This is a genomic window from Micromonospora sp. 050-3 (assembly GCF_046549335.1).
Classification (GTDB): domain Bacteria; phylum Actinomycetota; class Actinomycetes; order Mycobacteriales; family Micromonosporaceae; genus Micromonospora; species Micromonospora trifolii.
Genome location: NZ_JAJPVX010000003.1, coordinates 827,602 through 844,370 on the forward strand (window position 1 = coordinate 827,602; position 16,769 = coordinate 844,370).

The following is a 16,769-nucleotide window of genomic DNA, read 5'->3' on the forward strand; positions in this document are numbered from 1 at the left end:
TCCTGGGGCGGGGTGATGTGGGCGAAGCGCGTCGTACCTGTCAGGATTGACGATGGCGTGCGCGCGGCCGGCTTCCCGGCCGGCGGCGGCGGGCGGTCCTCGCAGCCCGCGCCGCGCCGCCGATCAGCGACAGCAACCGACGGAGGTAGCCCGCACCGTGGCCCAGTACATCTACGTCCTGGAAAAGGCGCGCAAGGCGCACGGCGACAAGGTCGTGCTCGACAACGTCACGTTGAGCTTCCTGCCGGGGGCCAAGATCGGTGTGCTCGGTCCGAACGGCGCCGGTAAGTCCAGCCTCCTCAAGATCATGGCAGGGCTGGACAAGCCGAGCAACGGCGAGGCCCGACTCATGCCCGGCTACACCGTCGGCATGCTCGCCCAGGAGCCCCCGCTCAACGAGGCCAAGACCGTGCTCGGCAACGTCGAGGAGGCGGTCGCCGAGACCAAGGCCAAGCTGGAGCGGTTCAACAAGATCGCCGAGCAGATGGCCACCGACTACTCCGACGAGCTGATGGAGGAGATGGGCAAGCTCCAGGAGGAGCTCGACCACCTCGACGCCTGGGACGTCGACTCCAAGCTCGAACTGGCGATGGACGCGCTGCGCTGCCCGCCGCCGGACGCCGACGTGACCCAGCTCTCCGGTGGTGAGCGTCGCCGGGTCGCGCTCTGCAAGCTGCTGCTGGAGGCGCCCGACCTGCTGCTGCTCGACGAGCCCACCAACCACCTGGACGCGGAGAGCGTCTCCTGGCTGGAGCAGCACCTGGCGAAGTACGCCGGCACCGTCATGGCGATCACGCACGACCGGTACTTCCTGGACAAGGTGGCCGGCTGGATCCTGGAGCTGGACCGGGGCCGGGCCATCGGCTACGAGGGCAACTACTCCACCTACCTGGAGAAGAAGGCCGCCCGGCTCGCCGTCGAGGGTCGCCGCGACGCCAAGATGAAGAAGCGCCTCACCGAGGAGCTGGAGTGGGTCCGCTCCAACGCCAAGGCCCGCCAGACCAAGTCCAAGGCCCGCCTGGACCGGTACGACGAGATGGCCAACGAGGCCGAGAAGACCCGCAAACTGGACTTCGAAGAAATCCAGATCCCGCCGGGCCCGCGACTGGGCAGCACTGTCATCGAGGCGGAACACCTCACCAAGGGCTTCGGCGACCGGGTTCTCATCGACGACCTGTCGTTCTCGCTGCCGCGTAACGGCATCGTCGGCATCATCGGCCCCAACGGTGTCGGCAAGACCACCCTCTTCAAGACCATCGTCGGGCTGGAGCAGCCGACCGACGGCAAGGTGCGGGTCGGCGAGACGGTCTCGCTGTCGTACGTCGACCAGAACCGTGAGGGCCTCAACGGCGACAAGACCGTCTGGGAGGTCGTCTCCGACGGGCTGGACTACCTGATGGTGGGCAAGGTCGAGATGCCGTCACGGGCGTATATCGCCGCGTTCGGCTTCAAGGGCCCGGACCAGCAGAAGCCGACCAAGGTGCTCTCCGGTGGTGAGCGCAACCGGCTCAACCTGGCGTTGACCCTGAAGATCGGCGGCAACGTCATCCTGCTCGACGAGCCGACGAACGACCTGGACGTGGAGACGCTGTCCAGCCTGGAGAACGCGCTGCTGGAGTTCCCCGGCTGCGCCGTGGTCATCTCGCACGACCGGATGTTCCTGGACCGGGTCGCCACGCACATCCTGGCCTGGGAGGGCGACGACCAGGACCCGGCCAAGTGGTTCTGGTTCGAGGGCAACTTCGAGGCGTACGAAAAGAACAAGATCGACCGCCTCGGCGCGGAGGCCGCCCGGCCGCACCGGGTGACCTACCGCAAGCTGACCCGCGACTGACCGGCCGAGAAGGTGTCTGACCGCTTCGTCTACCACTGCACCCTGCGCTGGTCCGATCTGGACGCGTACGGCCACGTCAACAACTCGCGCTTCCTCACCCTGTACGAGGAGGCGCGGGTGGCGTTGATGTTCGCCGGCGGCCGGGCCTGGGGCGTCGGCTCGTTCGCCGACGGCGTGGTGATCCGCCGGCACGAGGTCGACTACCTGCGCCCGGTCGACTACGCGCTCGGTCGGGCCACCGCGGAGGCGGCACCCACAGTGCGGATCGAGCTGTGGGTGGAGGAGATCCGGGCCTCCCGGTTCACCGTCGCCTACGAGCTGTACGACGGCGAGGTGCTGGCAAGCCGGGCCCGTTCGGTGCTGGTGCCGTTCGACCTGACCCGCCAGGTGCCCCGGCGGATCACCACCGAGGAACGGGACTTCCTGCTCACGTACGCGCCGCAGGGCGGTGTGGCGTGACCCGGCCGGGCACCGCCGAGCCTGGCCGGGCGGCGGTGTCCACCCACGGTATTGCCGGGGTGGCGGACGCGGGCGCCTTCCTGGCCCGGCTGGTCCGGTTGGATCCGGTCGCGCCGGTCCGGCTGCGGCCGGCCGGCGCACCGGGCCGGGTCGCCCTGTGGGCCCGGCTGCCGTGGCAGGTCCTGGTGGTCCGCACTGTTGCCGGTGGGCCGCCGGACGGCGACGCCGAGGACGTCACTGTGGCAGCCGGGGAGCTGCTCGCCGAGCTGGAGCGGGGCGGCGCGACCCTGCCGACCCGCCGGGACGCCCAGTGGCGGTGGCCGCTGCCGCCGACGCGGAGCCGCCAGGTGGAGGCGCTGCCCGTTGCCGAGTTGCGACGGATCGCGGACGCGGCGGCGGGCACCCTGCGGACGGCGAGCGAGCAGGGTGTGGCCGGCCGCGCCGTGGGTCAGCGGGCCCTGCGTGACGCGTTGCTCGACCACGTGGCGGTGCTGATCACAGCGGACGGGGCGCCTGCCGCGCCGGTCGAGGTGTCGCAGCGGCTGGTGCAGGGGGTGGTCCGGATGGGCTTCCTCGGCGCCCCCGGCGACTCTGCGGATGACGAGGGCGGGAACGCCGTTCAGGTGCGGGTGGCCGGTCGTTGGGTCGGCCTGGTGGGACCGCACGGAGCGGCTTGGTTGCAGAAGGCCACGGATCTTGCCGTGACACCGCTGAGCGCTCGTCCGAACGGATGACCCCGGGTCATTCTTCTGGTCAGGGGCGGTCGTTGGGGGGGTGCTTCAACCCGGCTGTCCGGGTACCGTCCATCCTCGGATCCAACGCACCGTAGGCGACTGGATCCGCTGGGGAGTGAGGTGCGCGAGCGATGCCGTGGTGGTCATGGCGCCCCGGTCCCGCCGACGGCGGCGATCCGGAAACCGGAAGCGGGATCACAGTCGACAACGCGGTCCGGATCGGGCCGCCCAGCCCTCGCCAGCCGGGGGACGACTGCCCGTCAAACGAGCGGCCCGTGCTGACCGAGATGCCCGCCACCGTCGAGCCGGTGAGTCTGCGCCGGGTCTGTGACGCGCTCGATCTGCTCGACGTGCGTTACCTCGCCGATGGCGACGGCAACCTGCTGGCCATGTGGGAGCGGCACGCCGTGCTGGTCACCCTGGAAGGCCCGGAGGACGAGATCCTGGTCATGCGGGCACGTCCGCACGCCACGGTCCCGCCGGACTGGGCCGATCGGGCGTACCGGGTGGTCAACGAGTGGAACCACACCCGTCGGTTCTGCAAGGCGTACATCGGCGACCCGACCGAGCGCGGTCAGCTGCCGATCTACGCCGAGCTTCAGGTGCCGCTGGGTGCCGGCACCCACGACGCGCTCCTGGTCGAGATGCTCGATTGCGGCGCGGCGGTCGCCACCAGCTTCGTGGACTGGCTGCACGACGAGGGTGCGCTGCTCTGAGGGCACGCCTGGTCGGGCGGGTCAGCCGCCGTTGGCCGGGTCGTCCTCGACGTTGACCATGAAGTACGCGGCCCGCTCCAGGTAGTCCCAGAGGGTGCTGGCGATCTCCGGCTCAAGGTCGAGCCGGTCCACGGCGCGGCGCATGTTCCGCAGCCAGGCGTCCCGTTCGGCCGCGCCGATCCGGAACGGCGCGTGGCGCATCCGCAGCCGCGGGTGCCCGCGCTGGGCGGAGTACGTGTTCGGCCCGCCCCAGTACTGCATCAGGAACAGGGTCATCCGGTCCGCGGCCGGGCCCAGGTCCTCTTCCGGGTACATGGGGCGCAGCAGGGGGTCGGTGGCGACGCCGGCGTAGAACTCGTCGACCAGCTTGCGGAAGGTGGGTTCGCCGCCGACCGCTTCGAAGAGGGTCATCGACGCACCGGGACGGTCGGATTCACCTGCGGAAGTCACAGTTCCATCCTGCCAGGTGCGTCCGGTGCCGACCCGACCCGCACGGCGTGCGTCGGATCACGCCGGGTCGACAACCCCGAATGTCGGTCACCCGGCCTGCTCGGGCGGAGGCCCGGTTCGACGGGTCAGGTGACCGCGTGCCGGCGGTGGCCGTCCCCGGCATGCGGGTCTGACGTGCCTCCCACCGGGCCGTCGCTGGCCGGGTCGTCGAGCCCGGGGGGCGGCGGATCGGCGTTGGCCAGCGAGGCGGCAGTGATCGCGTCGTCCACCGTCTGCTGGTCCGGCCAGCGCAGGGCGGCCACCGCCATCAGCACCACCCCGGCCGCGCTCCACACCCCGACCACTACCGGAATGGGGAACCGTTCGGCGAGCATCCCGGTGACCAGCACCGCGAGACCCTGGATGACCTGTATGCCGGTGGCCATCACCCCGAAGGCGCGGGCCCGGAACCCGTTGGGCAGCGCCTGGACGAACAACCCGTTGGCCATCGGGATCATGCCGGCGACCGCGAACCCGCAGAGCGCGGCGAGCAGCGCGACCACCAGCGGCGGGGGGTCGAGTAGCACCGGTACGAGCATCAGCGGGGCGAGCACCGCGAGCGGCCGCATCAACTTCAGCCGGCGAGCCGGCCCGAACAGGCGACTCACCAGCAACCCGCCGAGGATGAAACCGACCGGGTTGGCCACCATGATCGCCGCTTGTGCGGTGCCCGCGCTCACCGCGCCGCGGCTCTCTTCGTTGGCCCAGGCCGCGGCCAGACCCTCAGGAACGATCGAGAAGAGCATCGCGCTGAACACCAGCACCGCGATGGCCCGCAGCACCGGCGTGCGGAACACGATGTCGAACCCCTGGCGAGTCTCCCGCAGCAAATGACTGCGGTGGGCCGGGTTCATCAACGCCGGTCGCTGGCGTACCCCGAGGCGAACCAGCAGCGCCGAGAGACCGAACGTGGCCGCGTTGAACAGCAGCGCCGCCTCCGGGTCGATCGCTGCGACGCCGGCGCCGAAGACGTACCCCACGACCTGGGCGGCCTGCCCGACGCTGCTGTTCAGCGACAGCCCCAGCACCAGTCGGTCCCCGGTGAGCAACTGCGGGATCAGCGCGGATTTCGCCGCCTGGCTCGGCGGATTGGCCAGGGTGGCGGCGAAGATGAGCACCAGCACCGCCTGGTACGGCAGGCCCGGAATGGCGATGAGCAGCATCAGCGCCATTCGGATGAGGTCGCACGACACCATCACCCGTCGGTACGGGTATCGCTCCGCGAGTGCGGCGAGCACGGGACCGCCGAGCAGCCAGGGCAGGAAGCTGACCGCGAAGGCGGTCGCGGAGAGCGCGACGGACCGGGTCTGCTGATAGACGAGCAGGGTGACGGCGGCCTTTGCGACGTAGTCGCCGACCCAGGAGAGGGTGCCAGCCACGAACACGGCCCGGAACTCGTGCTGGGCGAAAACTTCGCGGAATGTGGCGGGGCCTTCCGCAGAAGGTCGCTCGTCAGGCACCGTCGCCTCCATCGGCCCCGGCTCGGCCGCTCGTGGCAGCCCGGCCGGAAGCGCTCGTCAGATCTACGGATCAGCGAGGATGTGATCACGCCTTGGTGGGAACGCGTGCTCCGGATTCTGCCCGATCGTCTGACAACTAGCTAGGTCGAACGGGTCGTTCGTCGCCTCCCCGACTGAACGAACGGACGATACCCGAGGGGCCGGCCGGCTCGCGACCCCCGAATTGCCGGACAATGTCGGCGGTTTCAGGTAGCGCCGCCCTGACCAGTCTCACCCTCGGGCAACGGCCGGGTCGAGAGACCGGGATAGATGCGGGCGGCCGCGATCTGCGCGGTGATTCCCGAATTCTCCAGCGCCTCGGCGAGACGCCGACGCAGTTCCCGGCCCACCGCGAACTGCCCGTCGGCAGTCGTCTTCACCACGGTGCGGATGACCGCGCCGTCCACAGTGACCTGCTCCACACCCAGCACCTCGGGCGCCTCCACGATCTCCGGCGACAACTCCGGGTCCATCGCTACCGAGGCGGCCGCGGTCCGTAGCACCGCCGTCGCCTCCTCGGTGCTGTTGAAACCGATCGGGAGGTCCACCACCACGAGGGCCCAACCCTGGCTCTTGTTGCCCACCCGGATGATCTCGCCGTTGCGGATGTACCAGAGCACGCCGCGGCCGTCGCGCACCGTGGTGACCCGCAGGCCGACCGACTCGACCACGCCCATCGCCTCGCCCAGGTCGACGTTGTCGCCCACGCCGTACTGGTCCTCGATCAGCATGAAGAGGCCGGCGATCAGGTCCTTCACCAGGCTCTGCGCACCGAAGCCCAGCGCGACGCCGGCGATCCCCGCGCTGGCCAGCAGCGGAGCCAGGTCGAAGCTGAACTCCCTCAGGATCATCAACAGCGCGATGCCGAAGACGAACGCGGTGGTCAGGCTGCGCAGCACCGACCCGATCGCCTCGGCCCGCTGCCGTCGTCGCTCGGGTACGAACTCGGCCGGGTCGACCGCGGCGGTGGGTACCCGCTCGCGCAGTGGCCGCAGCATCGTCGGCACCGCACCGTCGGTGGTCGTCCGCACCAACCGGCTGATCGTCCGGTGCAGCGCCCAGCGGGCCACCATCGCCAGTGCCAGGATCAGCAGCACCCGAAGCGGTTTGAGCAGGATCCAGTAGCTTCCCTCGGCGAACCAGGCCGACCTGGTGATGTCGTAGATCCACTCGCAGGAGGTGCTGCCCTGGCAGCTCACCGAGACGGCGTCGGACAGGGCTAGGGGCGTCACACTGGCGGCACTCACCCTGTCTTCGTACCGCAAGGGGCCCGAGCACCCACCGCCGACCCACCGGCGGGGTGACCTACCGGCGCGGGAGGATGCCGCCGCCGGTTGTTGCCCACTCTCTCCCGGGCAACGCGGCGCGGAGCCGTTCGTACTCGGCCTGGCTACCGATCGCCGCCCGGTGTTCGGGGTGCGCGACGTAGTGTCCGATGACCGCGGCGAGGAATCCCGCGTCGACGATGTCCGTCCGCAACGCCCCCCGGCTCCGCGGAATGCCGCGCCGCCGAACCAGCCGGGGTTCGGTGATCCTCATCGGGAGCCACGGACGGCGATCGGCAGGCGGGGGGATCTGCGGGGCCAACAGGGCCTCCCACGGCACGGTGAGCGAGCCCAGCGGCCAGGTCTGCCGTACCCCGGACGGATGCAGTCGTACCCCGTGACCCCGCCACGCCCACGCCACCACCAGCGCGGTCAGGCCGACCCAGAGAACATCGAGAACCACGTCGAACGTCGACGGCGTGCCCTGTCTGGCCGAGCGCGCCAGTGCGTCGACACGCGTGGACGCGGGACCGAGGTAGCCCAGGGCGAAGAGCACCGTCCAGGCGGGCCCGGGTGTGGCGAAGGCCGGAACCTGCGGCCGTACCACGAGGTAGGCCGGACGGGCCCCCATGATGACGATCGCCAGGATCAGTGCCGCCAGCGAGATGAGGATCAACAGGCGCTGCCCCACGATGGACGCGGACCCCGGGGTTGCGGCGTTCACGCCGACCAGGAGAAGCCCAAGTGCCAGGACGACGTGCCGGTGGCGCACTGTGGCGGCGGACAGCTTGTCGATCATGCCCGTGACCATAGGAGCCGACGGCTGCTGAACCGGCTGGCCGATCGGTCGAGGCTGAGCACCGAAGCGTCGTAAATCGAGGTGCCTGGCTCGACGTGGGTGATCCGCTTACCAGAAGAGAGATTAGTACGTGCAATCCGGGGTCCGATCAGGGACTATTGGCGCAACGGACGTCGGTGATCGGCCCGGCGTCGACCGTGTGGGCCGTTGTGCCCGGCCCCGGTCGACGACGGTCCCCAGCAGCCGCTGAACCGGGAGGGTGAGCGCGATGCCTGACATACGACCCACTGTGGGCTCCGGCGCGTTGGTCCTCAACGCCACCTACGAGCCGCTGTGTGTCGTGTCGGTGCGTCGAGCCGCGATCCTCGTCCTCTCCGCCAAGGCGGTCTGCGTCGCCGATGGTGACGGCATCCTGCACAGCGCCCGGGACGCGCTTCCGGTGCCATCAGTGGTCCGGTTGACGCGCTTCGTCCGGGTGCCGTACCGAACGCATGTCGGGCTGTCCCGGCGGGCGATCTTCGCCCGGGACGGGTGGCGGTGCGCCTACTGCCGGGGCCCGGCCGAGACCATCGACCACGTCTTCCCGCGTAGCCGGGGTGGCCGGCATGCCTGGGAGAACGTGGTCGCCGCGTGCGCCCGGTGCAACCACACCAAGGGCGACAAGACCCCGGCCGAGATGGGGTGGCGGTTACACGCGTTGCCGGCCGCCCCGAAGGGCAACGCCTGGCGGGTGCTGGGCCACCGCGCCCCCGACCCTCGCTGGGCCGACTGGCTGGACCTGCGGGAGCCCGAGGCAGCCGCCTGACTCTGCGGGGCGTGGTCAGGCTCCGCGTTGCGGATTCTCCGCCCGGCGCGCTGCGCGTTCGTCGCGCTCGACAGCTCGGCGGTACGCGATCGCGATGAGCCGGTCGATCTCGGGCAGCAGGTGCGGGCCGGGCATGACGATGCTGGCGAAACCGTACTGTGCATAGCCCGGGTGCGGCGCGAGGGTGTCCAGTCGGGCGAAGTCGAACTCGTTCCGGTGCTCCTCGAATGCCTTGGGCGGGAAGCCGAACAGCCGCTCGAACTCGGCCCGGCCCAGGTCCAGGTTGAGGCGGAAGACGCCGGGGCGGTCAAGCTCTGCGGCCTCGTCGAAGCCGGGCACGTCGCGCTCGACGATCGTGGCGAACGGCTGGCGGCGGTCCGGGCCGACGAAAAAAAACCTGTCACCCCACGCCGCCTCGGGTGATCCGTTCTCCTCGCTCGCCACGACCTGCTCGGCGCCGGGCAGCGCGACGATCCGATCGGCGAGCACTGCCGCGTCGACACCTGTCGGGACGTGCAGGACCGCGTCGGCGTGTTCGATGGTGGCCCGGTCCAACGGGAAGTAGCGGTAGTCGTGCGTCCGCTGCTCGGCCGCCCCGACCTCGGACGTCGGCAGGTACCGGGGGAGGCTGGTTTCCTGCTGGAGTCCGCCCTCGTAGGTGGCGGGGGCGGGCGGCCCGATGCCGAGTGCCGGGCTCGCGCCGAGGCTGCCGGCGATCACCGCGTAACGGTCGCCCAGCAACGACGCGACGATCGCGCCGGCGCCGGCCCAGGTCACCTGCGTGTCGGCCAGCGTCATAGTGCTCAGGTGACGCTGAAGGTGCGTGTTGTGCGCGAAGACCAGTGTGGGCCCGCGGTGTGCCTCGGCCGATCGGATCGCGAGCAGGTTCTCGGCCATCAGCGCGTCCCGTACCCCGGCCAGGCGGGCGAAGCGCTCCTGCTGGGCCAGTGGTGCGGCGGCGGCGGCGTGGTAACGCAGCAGCGCGACAGCGGCCGTGGCGTGCACGAACGCCGCCGGCCAGCCCGCTGACTTCCACGGCGCCCGCAGGTACAACTCGGTCAGCAGGTCGTCGGCGAGCACCCGCAGTCGCTGGGCGTCGGTCGAGCGCCCGACCGATCGGCCGGGCTCCCAGATCGCGGCCGGGTCACTCCATCGCGCGTCGTCCCCGACCAGGTAGTCGATCTCGGCAGACCGGTCCAGGTCGAGAAAGTGGCAGACCTGGTTGAGGTGCCGGCGCGGGCTCGGCGCGCTTTCCAGCTCCACCGGGGCGTCGAAGCCGTGGAACGTCAGGCGCTCGGCGAGCGGCCGTCCAGCGTTCCACTCCCGCATCCGCAGCAGGAGGTCGCGGTTGGCAGGGGCCGCTCCGAATCCGTGGCTGAACCCTTCGGTGAGCGCCCGGTCGAGCGTCACGGCGGCGACGCCCTGCACGAACTCGTCGGCGATCAGTCCGGCGGCCCGGTCGCTCTCCACGGCGATCGAGCGGTAACCGTGCTCCGCCAGCGACAGGAAGGCCTCGTTGCGGAGCTGGAGGAAGGCGGACTCACCATGCGTCGGTTCGCCGAACGCGAGCAGGTCCGGGGATACCGCCAGCAGGTCGAGAAAAGATGGCATTCCATGAACCGTATCGTTGAACCAGCGGTTGAAACTCACGAGCGGTGGAGCGCGGTGACAGGCACAAAACCTTCAAACCCACTGGTACGGAGGCCGGTAGATCTCGCGCGCGTCCACGGCCTCTCCGCACAGGCGGTGCGCAACTACGAGCGAGACGGCGTCCTGCCTCCGGCCCAGCGCACCCCGAACGGCTACCGTCGCTTCACCGAGCTGCACGTCAAGGCGTTGGGTGCCTACCTCGCCTTGATCGCGGGCCACGGCTATGCGGCCAGCGGCGAGATCATGCGCGCCGTCAACCGGGGCGAGATCGACGCGGCGTTGCGCACCATCGACCACTGCCATGCCCTCCTCCAGCGCGATCGGGAAACCCTGGACGCGGTCGAGGTGGCGGTGGCGACGCTCACCGGAACGAGACCGCAACCGCAGAGCCAGAAGGCCGTGCCGATCAGCGCGCTGGCCCACCGGCTCGGTGTCCAGCCGGCCACGCTGCGCAAATGGGAGCGGGCCGGGGTGCTGCGGCCGGCACGTGATCCGGTGACCCACTACCGGCTCTACCTCCCCGACGACGTCAGGGACGCCGAACTCGCCCACCTGTTGCGCCGCGGCGGGTACCGGCTCGACCACATCGCCGGCGTGCTGCGTCGAGTGCGCGACGCCGGCGGTGCCGAACCGCTCGCCGCGTCGTTGCGTCAGTGGCGGCAACGGCTCACCGAGCGAGGCCGGGCCATGCTCACCGGGGCCGCCCGGCTCGCGGATTACATGGACGCCGGTCAGCCGCCTGAACGCTCCTTGACCAGCGAGGCGAAGACCACGACGTTGTCCGCGTAGCCGGTCTCGCCGCCGACCCACTGACCGCCGCAGGTGATCAGTCGGAGGCTCGGACGGCTGAAGTCGCCGTACACCTCGTCCACCGGCAGCCGGCCCTTGTCGAACTTCTCCACCGAGTTGACCTCGAAGACCGCCACGCGCTGGTCGGTGCGGGTGACCTCGATCTCGTCACCGGAGCGCAGCTCCCGGAGTTTGTGGAAGACCGCCGGCCCGCTGGTGGTGTCGACGTGCCCGACGATCACGGCTGGGCCGTACTGGCCCGGGGTGGGCCCCTGGTCGTACCAGCCGGCCTCCTGGGCGCGGGCCGCGTCCGGCACGGCGATAGTGCCGTCCGGGGCGATGCCCACGTCGTGCACGGGCGCCCGCACGTCGATCTTCTCGATGGCGAGGCTGGTCGGACGGCTGGCCGGCAGCACCGGGAACTTCTTCGGCGGCGGTCGCAGGCCGGCGCTGAGTCGGTCCGGCAGCAGGCTCATCCCGGTCACCTGCTCGACGCCGAGCATCGCCACGATCACCACCATCAGCGCGGCGATGGCCAGCACCGGCAACCCGGGGCTCGTACCGAAGCGGTGTCGGGCCGACGGCGGCCCGGTCGGGCGCCTCGGCGGCAGCGGGCGGGTAGCCGGATCGGTGGTGGTGACGCTGGCCGACACGGCCTGCCCGGCGACCCGGCGCAGCCGTCCGGAGACGCGGGCCACCAGCCGGCCGGACGCGCGCAGCGCCGGGCCGGCCCGGAGGCGGGCGCGGCGATCCGGCCGCGCACGCGCGGATCTGCGGGTCATGGGTGATCCGGCTCAGGAGCCGGCTCCCCGTCGACGTCGGCCGCCGGCCATCCCGAGCACGATCGCGGTGGCCACCAACGCCACGCCACCGAGCACCAGCAGCGAGCCGGTGCCGCGGCCGCCGGCCATCCCACCGCCGCCGGTTGCCGGCCCCTTGCTGGGTGAGGCCATGTTCAGCACTGTCAACGTGGTCGACGACGTCTGGCCGTTCTCGCAGCGCAGGTCGACCGGGTAGTCACCGGCCGGCTTGTCCCTCGCGATGGTGACCTGCCCGGTCAGGAAACCCTTGTCTGGTTTGAGCATCACGTGCCCGAACGCGTCGGAGTGCACGCTGGACTGCCGGTTGTTGTTGTCGTTGTCGCAGCTCGCCTTGATGCTGACCCGGCTACCGGCCTGGGCGCTGTTCGGTGTCACCTCGACGAAGACGTTGTCGCCGGCTCGCGCCGGCGCGACCGACAACAGGACGAACGCCCCGATCAGCCCGACCAGTGTCAGTGCGGACGAGAGCGCGCGGTTGATCGTGCGGATTGCCTGCATGATTTCCCCCCAACCGGCGACGACCGCCGGAACCCTCCCCTGGGCACGCGCTGCTTTCCCGCTGGCCCAAAGCCAAACCCGCCCCCACCCACGCCCGCGATCTTGCACTTTCTGCGGCGACGAATCGGTTCTTAACCCGCATTTCACCAACAGAAACTGCAAGATCGCGGGGGTCAGCGCGGGTGTGGGGCGGGGGTGGGGGGGAGGGGGGTGACGGGGTGCCAGTTCAGCGGGGAGGAGAGGACCATCGTGCTCGACGGTTGGCCGTACGGGGCGAGACGGTCGATGACGCCCTCGAACGCGCCGATCGACCCGGCCGCCACCTTCAGCACGCTGCACGCGTCCCCGGTGATCCGGTGGATCTCCAGGATCTCCGGCCAGTCGGCCACCGCCGGGTCGTGCAGGATGCACCGCGCGCCGTAGCAGGACATCCGGATCAGCGCGACGACGGTACGGCCGGCGCGGCTCAGGTCGACGTGGGCGTGGTAGCCGGTGATGATCCCGGCCTCCTCCAGCCGGCGGACCCGCTCCGCGACGGACGGTGGCGACAGGTGCACCCGCCGGGACAACTCGCTGAAGGAGAGCCGCGCGTCGGCCTGCAACTCGCGCAGCAGCGCCCAGTCCATGTCGTCCACGCTCAGACCTTACTTTCGTGAACCGACTTCGCCTAGTTGCCTTCGGTTTGCCAGGAGAAGCCGGCGAGAGCCGTTGATTTGGCATTCCGCAGGCCGATCCGACCGCGAGATCATGACGTCGGCTAGTCCGGGGGAGGGAGACGAGATGGTGGATCAGACGGAGCGGCGGGCGCCGAACCGCCGTGCCACGGTGCAACCGGTGACACCCGGGCAGCGCGTCGCGCAGGCGGAGCGCACCGGTGGCGAGCCGACCCTGGAGTTCGCCGACATGGTGCCGTACGACGCGTACGTGCAGGCCAGCGCACTGCACAAGATGCAGCACCCGCTCAGCAGCGACCCGGGCGAGATGTCCTTCCTGATGGTCAGCCAGATCATGGAGCTGTACTTCGGGCTGACCTGCCACGAGCTGCGGGAGGCCCAGCGGCTGATCCGCGCCGACCAGATCTGGGAGGCGCTGGCCCCGCTGCGCCGGGCCAAGCTGCACCTGGAGGGGCTCAACGCCGCCTGGCAGGGCCTGCGCTGGATGAGCCCGGCCGACTTCAACAGGTTCCGCAATCTGCTCGGCGAGGCCTCCGGCTTCCAGTCCGCGATGTACCGGCAGTTGGAGTTCCTGCTCGGGCTGCGCGACCCGACGCTGATCCGCCCGTTCCGCCGGCAGGCCGAGGTGCACGCCGAGTTGAGCGCCGCCTTGGCCACCCCGAGCCTCTGGGACGACGTGCTCGCGCTGCTCGACCGACACGGCTTCGACCTCCCTGCCGACCTGCTCGGCCGAGACGTTGCCGTCGAGCACGACCCGCACCCGTCGGTCGAGGCGGCCTGGGTACGGATCTACGACGACGCCAGCCCGGACAATCACCTGCGGCTGCTCGGCGAGGCGCTCAGCGCTGTCGCCGAGGAGTTCAGCGACTGGCGCTGGAACCACGTCAAGGCGGTGCAGCGGACGATGGGCGCCAAGGTCGGCAGCGGAGGCTCTGCCGGTCTGGCGTGGTTGCAGCGCAGCATGGCCCGGGTGGTCTTCCCGGAGCTGTGGTCGGCCCGCACGGCGATGTGACCGGAGAGCGAGACATGCACACCCCAGAACACGAGGCGCACCGCCTCGCCGGAGGCGAGGCCGAAGCGCACCGCCTCGACGAGGCCGACCCCGGCCACCGGCACCTGTTCCACGTGCCGCCGGCAGACGGCGGCGACCACCCCGAGTCGGCGTACCTGGCCGGCAACTCGCTCGGCCTGCAACCTCGGGCCACCCGCGACGAACTCCTGGCCGACCTGGACGCGTGGGGGCGGCTCGGCGTGGAGGGGCACCTGGAGGCGGAGCGCCCCTGGCTGCCGTACCACGAGTTGTTGACCGGGCCGGCCGCGCGACTGGTCGGCGCCCGGCCCGCGGAGGCCGTGGTGATGAACTCGCTCACTGTCAACCTGCACCTGCTGATGGTGAGTTTCTACCGACCGGCCGGCGCGCGCACCCGCATCGTCATCGAGGACGCCGCGTTCCCCTCGGACAGCTACGCCGTGCGCAGTCAGGCCCGGTTCCACGGCCTGGACCCGGACGACACAGTGGTCCGGTTGCGTCCGCGCCCGGGTGAGGACGCCCTGCGCACCGAGGACGTGACCGACTACCTGGCCGCCGAGGGCGACCGGGTGGCGCTGCTGCTGCTCGGCGGGGTCAACTATCTCACCGGTGAGCTGCTGGACATCCCGGCGATCACGGCCGCCGGTCGGGCCGCCGGCGCGGTGGTCGGTTGGGACCTGGCCCACGCGGTCGGCAACGTGCCGCTGGCTCTGCACGACTGGGACGTCGACTTCGCCGCGTGGTGCTCCTACAAGTACCTGAACTCCGGCCCGGGCGCGCTGGCGGGTGTCTTCGTGCACGAGCGGCACCTCGGCGACGAGAACCTGCCCCGGTTCGAGGGGTGGTGGAGCACCGCGGCGGCCACCCGGTTCGAGATGACGCCGGTGTCCCGGCCACCGGCCACTGTGGAGGCCTGGCAGATCTCCAACCCGCCGATCTTCGCGATGGGCCCGGTGCGTACCTCGCTGGAGCTGTTCGACGCGGTGGGGATGACCGCGCTGCGCGCGCGCAGCCAGCGCCTCACCGCCTGGCTGGAGTCGCTGTTCGACGAGGTGACAGTCGGCCGGCCGCTGCGGGTGGTCACCCCGCGCGACCCGGCCCGCCGGGGCTGCCAGCTTTCCGTGCGTATCGGTTCCGGCAGCGCCGCCGAGCTGACCAAACGCCTACGGTACGAACACGGGGTCATCGCCGACGCCCGCGAACCGGATGTCGTGCGGTTCGCCCCGGTGCCGTTGTACTCCACGTACCTCGACTGCTGGCGGGCCGCGGCCGCGCTCGCCGCCACTGTCGGACAGGTGGCCTCTGTGAGCGCGAGGAGTGAGCCGGGGTTGGGAGCCCCGCAGTCGCGAACGAAAGGCGGCTCAGCATGACCGCGCGGCGTGACGAGATCGCGATCATCGGGGCCGGGCTGGCCGGTTGTCTGGCGGCCTGCTTCCTGGCCCGGCGTGGCTACCCGGTGGCGCTCTACGAGCGCCGCTCCGACCCGCGCGCCGGCACCGCCGAACGCGGTCGCTCGATCAACCTGGCGCTCTCCGAGCGCGGCCTTGACGCGTTGCGCCGGATCGGGCTGGCCGAGCAGGTGATGACCGACGCGCTGCCGATGCGCGGCCGGATGATCCACCCGGTCGAGGGCGAGCAGCAGTTCCAGTCGTACAGCGCGGCCGGCGACCGGGCGATCAACTCGATCAGCCGAGGTGCGCTGAACAACGCCCTGCTGGACGAGGCCGCCGCGCTGCCCGGGGTGCGGGTCGTCTTCGACCACCGGCTGGTCGGGCTCGACCCGACCGACGGGGCCCTGAGCTTCGAGACCCCGCAGGGCACTGTCGCGGCGAAGGCGTCGGTCGTGCTGGGTGCCGACGGCGCCGGCTCCGCGGTGCGTGGGCAACTGCTGGCGTACGGGCTGCTGGACGAGAGCGTGGACTTCCTCGACTACGGCTACAAGGAGCTGACGATTCCGCCGCTGGGCGGGGACTTCGCCCTGGACCCGGACGCGCTGCACATCTGGCCGCGCGGCACCTCGATGATGATCGCGCTGCCGAACCCGGACCGCTCCTTCACCTGCACGCTGTTCTGGCCCAACGACGGTGCCGGCAGCTTCGCCTCGCTGACCAGCCCGGCGGAGATCGAACGGCACTTCACCGAGCAGTACCCGGACGTAGTCCCGCTGGCCCCGAACCTGGTCGACGACTACCAGCACAACCCGGTGGGCGTGCTCGGCACTGTGCGCTGCACGCCGTGGCAGGTCAACGGGAAGGTCGGCCTGCTCGGCGACGCGGCGCACGCCATCGTGCCGTTCTACGGCCAGGGCGCCAACTGCGCCTTCGAGGACGTGGTAGAGCTGGACCGCTGCCTGGACGAGTGCGCCGACGACTGGTTGGCGGCGCTGCCGCTGTTCCAGCGGCGCCGACAGGAGAACGCCGAGGCCATCGCGACGATGGCGCTGACCAATTTCGTGGAGATGCGGGACAAGGTCGCGTCCCCGGTCTTCCAGACGCGACGGCGGGTGGAGCACGCACTGGAACGGGCCTTGCCCGGCCGGTACGTTTCCCAGTACGAGCTGGTGTCGTTCTCCACCACCCCGTACGCGGAGGTGCGCCGCCGGGTGCGCCGACAGCACCGGGTGCTCGGGGCCGTCGTCGGCGGGTCCGCCCTGCTGCTGATCGGCGCGATCGGCGCGGCACTGAGCCGAGGGAGGCGGGCATGACCG

At 70.8% G+C, this 16,769-nt stretch carries 16 protein-coding genes and 1 pseudogene; 9 read left to right on the forward strand and 8 right to left on the reverse strand.

The window, feature by feature from the left end; genetic code table 11:
• The first annotated feature begins 157 nt into the window (after nucleotides 1-157).
• The 4 genes from ettA (at nucleotide 158) to ACLJOK_RS31920 (ending at nucleotide 3,743) form a co-directional block, all read left to right on the forward strand.
• Nucleotides 158-1,834, forward strand: a complete 1,677-nt coding sequence (ettA, locus tag ACLJOK_RS31905; RefSeq protein WP_410822168.1) for an energy-dependent translational throttle protein EttA — start codon at nucleotides 158-160, stop codon at nucleotides 1,832-1,834.
• Between the two features lie 12 nt (nucleotides 1,835-1,846).
• Entirely contained in the window at nucleotides 1,847-2,293 is a 447-nt protein-coding gene (locus ACLJOK_RS31910) for an acyl-CoA thioesterase (RefSeq protein WP_112584127.1), read from the forward strand.
• The gene (locus tag ACLJOK_RS31915; protein ID WP_410822169.1) at nucleotides 2,290-3,027 is read left to right on the forward strand and encodes a hypothetical protein; all 738 of its coding nucleotides are present in this window, start codon (nucleotides 2,290-2,292) and stop codon (nucleotides 3,025-3,027) included. Before ACLJOK_RS31910 ends, ACLJOK_RS31915 begins: the two co-directional genes overlap by 4 nt.
• Before the next feature lie 131 nt (nucleotides 3,028-3,158).
• Nucleotides 3,159-3,743, forward strand: a complete 585-nt coding sequence (locus ACLJOK_RS31920) for a YbjN domain-containing protein (RefSeq protein WP_410822170.1) — start codon at nucleotides 3,159-3,161, stop codon at nucleotides 3,741-3,743.
• A gap of 21 nt (nucleotides 3,744-3,764) precedes the next feature.
• Here the strand turns inward: ACLJOK_RS31920 and ACLJOK_RS31925 are convergent, their stop codons facing one another.
• The 4 genes from ACLJOK_RS31925 to ACLJOK_RS31940 form a co-directional block, all read right to left on the reverse strand.
• The gene (locus tag ACLJOK_RS31925; protein ID WP_410822171.1) at nucleotides 3,765-4,193 is read right to left on the reverse strand and encodes a globin; all 429 of its coding nucleotides are present in this window, start codon (nucleotides 4,191-4,193) and stop codon (nucleotides 3,765-3,767) included.
• 125 nt (nucleotides 4,194-4,318) lie between these two features.
• A complete protein-coding gene (locus ACLJOK_RS31930; protein ID WP_410822172.1) occupies nucleotides 4,319-5,704 on the reverse strand; it encodes an MFS transporter in 1,386 nt (461 codons plus the stop codon).
• A gap of 233 nt (nucleotides 5,705-5,937) precedes the next feature.
• Nucleotides 5,938-6,930 carry a mechanosensitive ion channel family protein gene (locus tag ACLJOK_RS31935; RefSeq protein ID WP_410822240.1) on the reverse strand — a complete coding sequence of 331 codons (993 nt, stop codon included), beginning with the start codon at nucleotides 6,928-6,930 and terminating at the stop codon, nucleotides 5,938-5,940.
• Nucleotides 6,931-7,036: 106 nt separating this feature from the next.
• Nucleotides 7,037-7,795: a hypothetical protein gene (locus ACLJOK_RS31940; protein ID WP_410822173.1), complete on the reverse strand. Its 759-nt coding sequence runs from the start codon at nucleotides 7,793-7,795 to the stop codon at nucleotides 7,037-7,039.
• Between the two features lie 268 nt (nucleotides 7,796-8,063).
• Between ACLJOK_RS31940 and ACLJOK_RS31945 the strand changes: the two genes are divergently transcribed.
• Nucleotides 8,064-8,600, forward strand: a complete 537-nt coding sequence (locus tag ACLJOK_RS31945; protein ID WP_410822174.1) for an HNH endonuclease — start codon at nucleotides 8,064-8,066, stop codon at nucleotides 8,598-8,600.
• A 15-nt stretch (nucleotides 8,601-8,615) separates the two neighbouring features.
• Here the strand turns inward: ACLJOK_RS31945 and ACLJOK_RS31950 are convergent, their stop codons facing one another.
• Nucleotides 8,616-10,211: a DUF6194 family protein gene (locus ACLJOK_RS31950; protein ID WP_410822175.1), complete on the reverse strand. Its 1,596-nt coding sequence runs from the start codon at nucleotides 10,209-10,211 to the stop codon at nucleotides 8,616-8,618.
• 54 nt (nucleotides 10,212-10,265) lie between these two features.
• Between ACLJOK_RS31950 and ACLJOK_RS31955 the strand changes: the two genes are divergently transcribed.
• Complete coding sequence (locus ACLJOK_RS31955; protein ID WP_410822176.1) at nucleotides 10,266-11,039, forward strand: TioE family transcriptional regulator; 774 nt, start codon at nucleotides 10,266-10,268, stop codon at nucleotides 11,037-11,039.
• On the opposite strand, the gene ACLJOK_RS31960 is transcribed toward ACLJOK_RS31955, so the two are convergent.
• The 3 genes from ACLJOK_RS31960 to ACLJOK_RS31970 form a co-directional block, all read right to left on the reverse strand.
• Nucleotides 10,982-11,758: a class F sortase gene (locus ACLJOK_RS31960; protein ID WP_410822241.1), complete on the reverse strand. Its 777-nt coding sequence runs from the start codon at nucleotides 11,756-11,758 to the stop codon at nucleotides 10,982-10,984. The two genes, ACLJOK_RS31955 and ACLJOK_RS31960, sit on opposite strands and share 58 nt — an antisense overlap.
• 75 nt (nucleotides 11,759-11,833) lie before the next feature.
• Complete coding sequence (locus ACLJOK_RS31965; RefSeq protein WP_410822177.1) at nucleotides 11,834-12,358, reverse strand: hypothetical protein; 525 nt, start codon at nucleotides 12,356-12,358, stop codon at nucleotides 11,834-11,836.
• A gap of 173 nt (nucleotides 12,359-12,531) precedes the next feature.
• Nucleotides 12,532-12,993 (reverse strand): Lrp/AsnC family transcriptional regulator, encoded by a 462-nt coding sequence (locus ACLJOK_RS31970; protein ID WP_410822178.1) that lies wholly within the window; start codon nucleotides 12,991-12,993, stop codon nucleotides 12,532-12,534.
• A gap of 148 nt (nucleotides 12,994-13,141) precedes the next feature.
• Here ACLJOK_RS31970 and ACLJOK_RS31975 point away from each other — a divergent pair, with 148 nt between their 5' ends.
• The 3 genes and pseudogenes from ACLJOK_RS31975 to ACLJOK_RS31985 all read left to right on the forward strand — a co-directional run bounded on the left by ACLJOK_RS31975 (nucleotide 13,142) and on the right by ACLJOK_RS31985 (nucleotide 16,766).
• A complete protein-coding gene (locus ACLJOK_RS31975; protein ID WP_410822242.1) occupies nucleotides 13,142-14,044 on the forward strand; it encodes a tryptophan 2,3-dioxygenase in 903 nt (300 codons plus the stop codon).
• 14 nt (nucleotides 14,045-14,058) lie between these two features.
• Nucleotides 14,059-15,351: pseudogene (gene kynU, locus ACLJOK_RS31980) on the forward strand (kynureninase); the annotation flags it as partial.
• Between the two features lie 77 nt (nucleotides 15,352-15,428).
• Nucleotides 15,429-16,766: an FAD-dependent oxidoreductase gene (locus ACLJOK_RS31985; RefSeq protein ID WP_410822179.1), complete on the forward strand. Its 1,338-nt coding sequence runs from the start codon at nucleotides 15,429-15,431 to the stop codon at nucleotides 16,764-16,766.
• Nucleotides 16,767-16,769 lie beyond the last annotated feature (3 nt).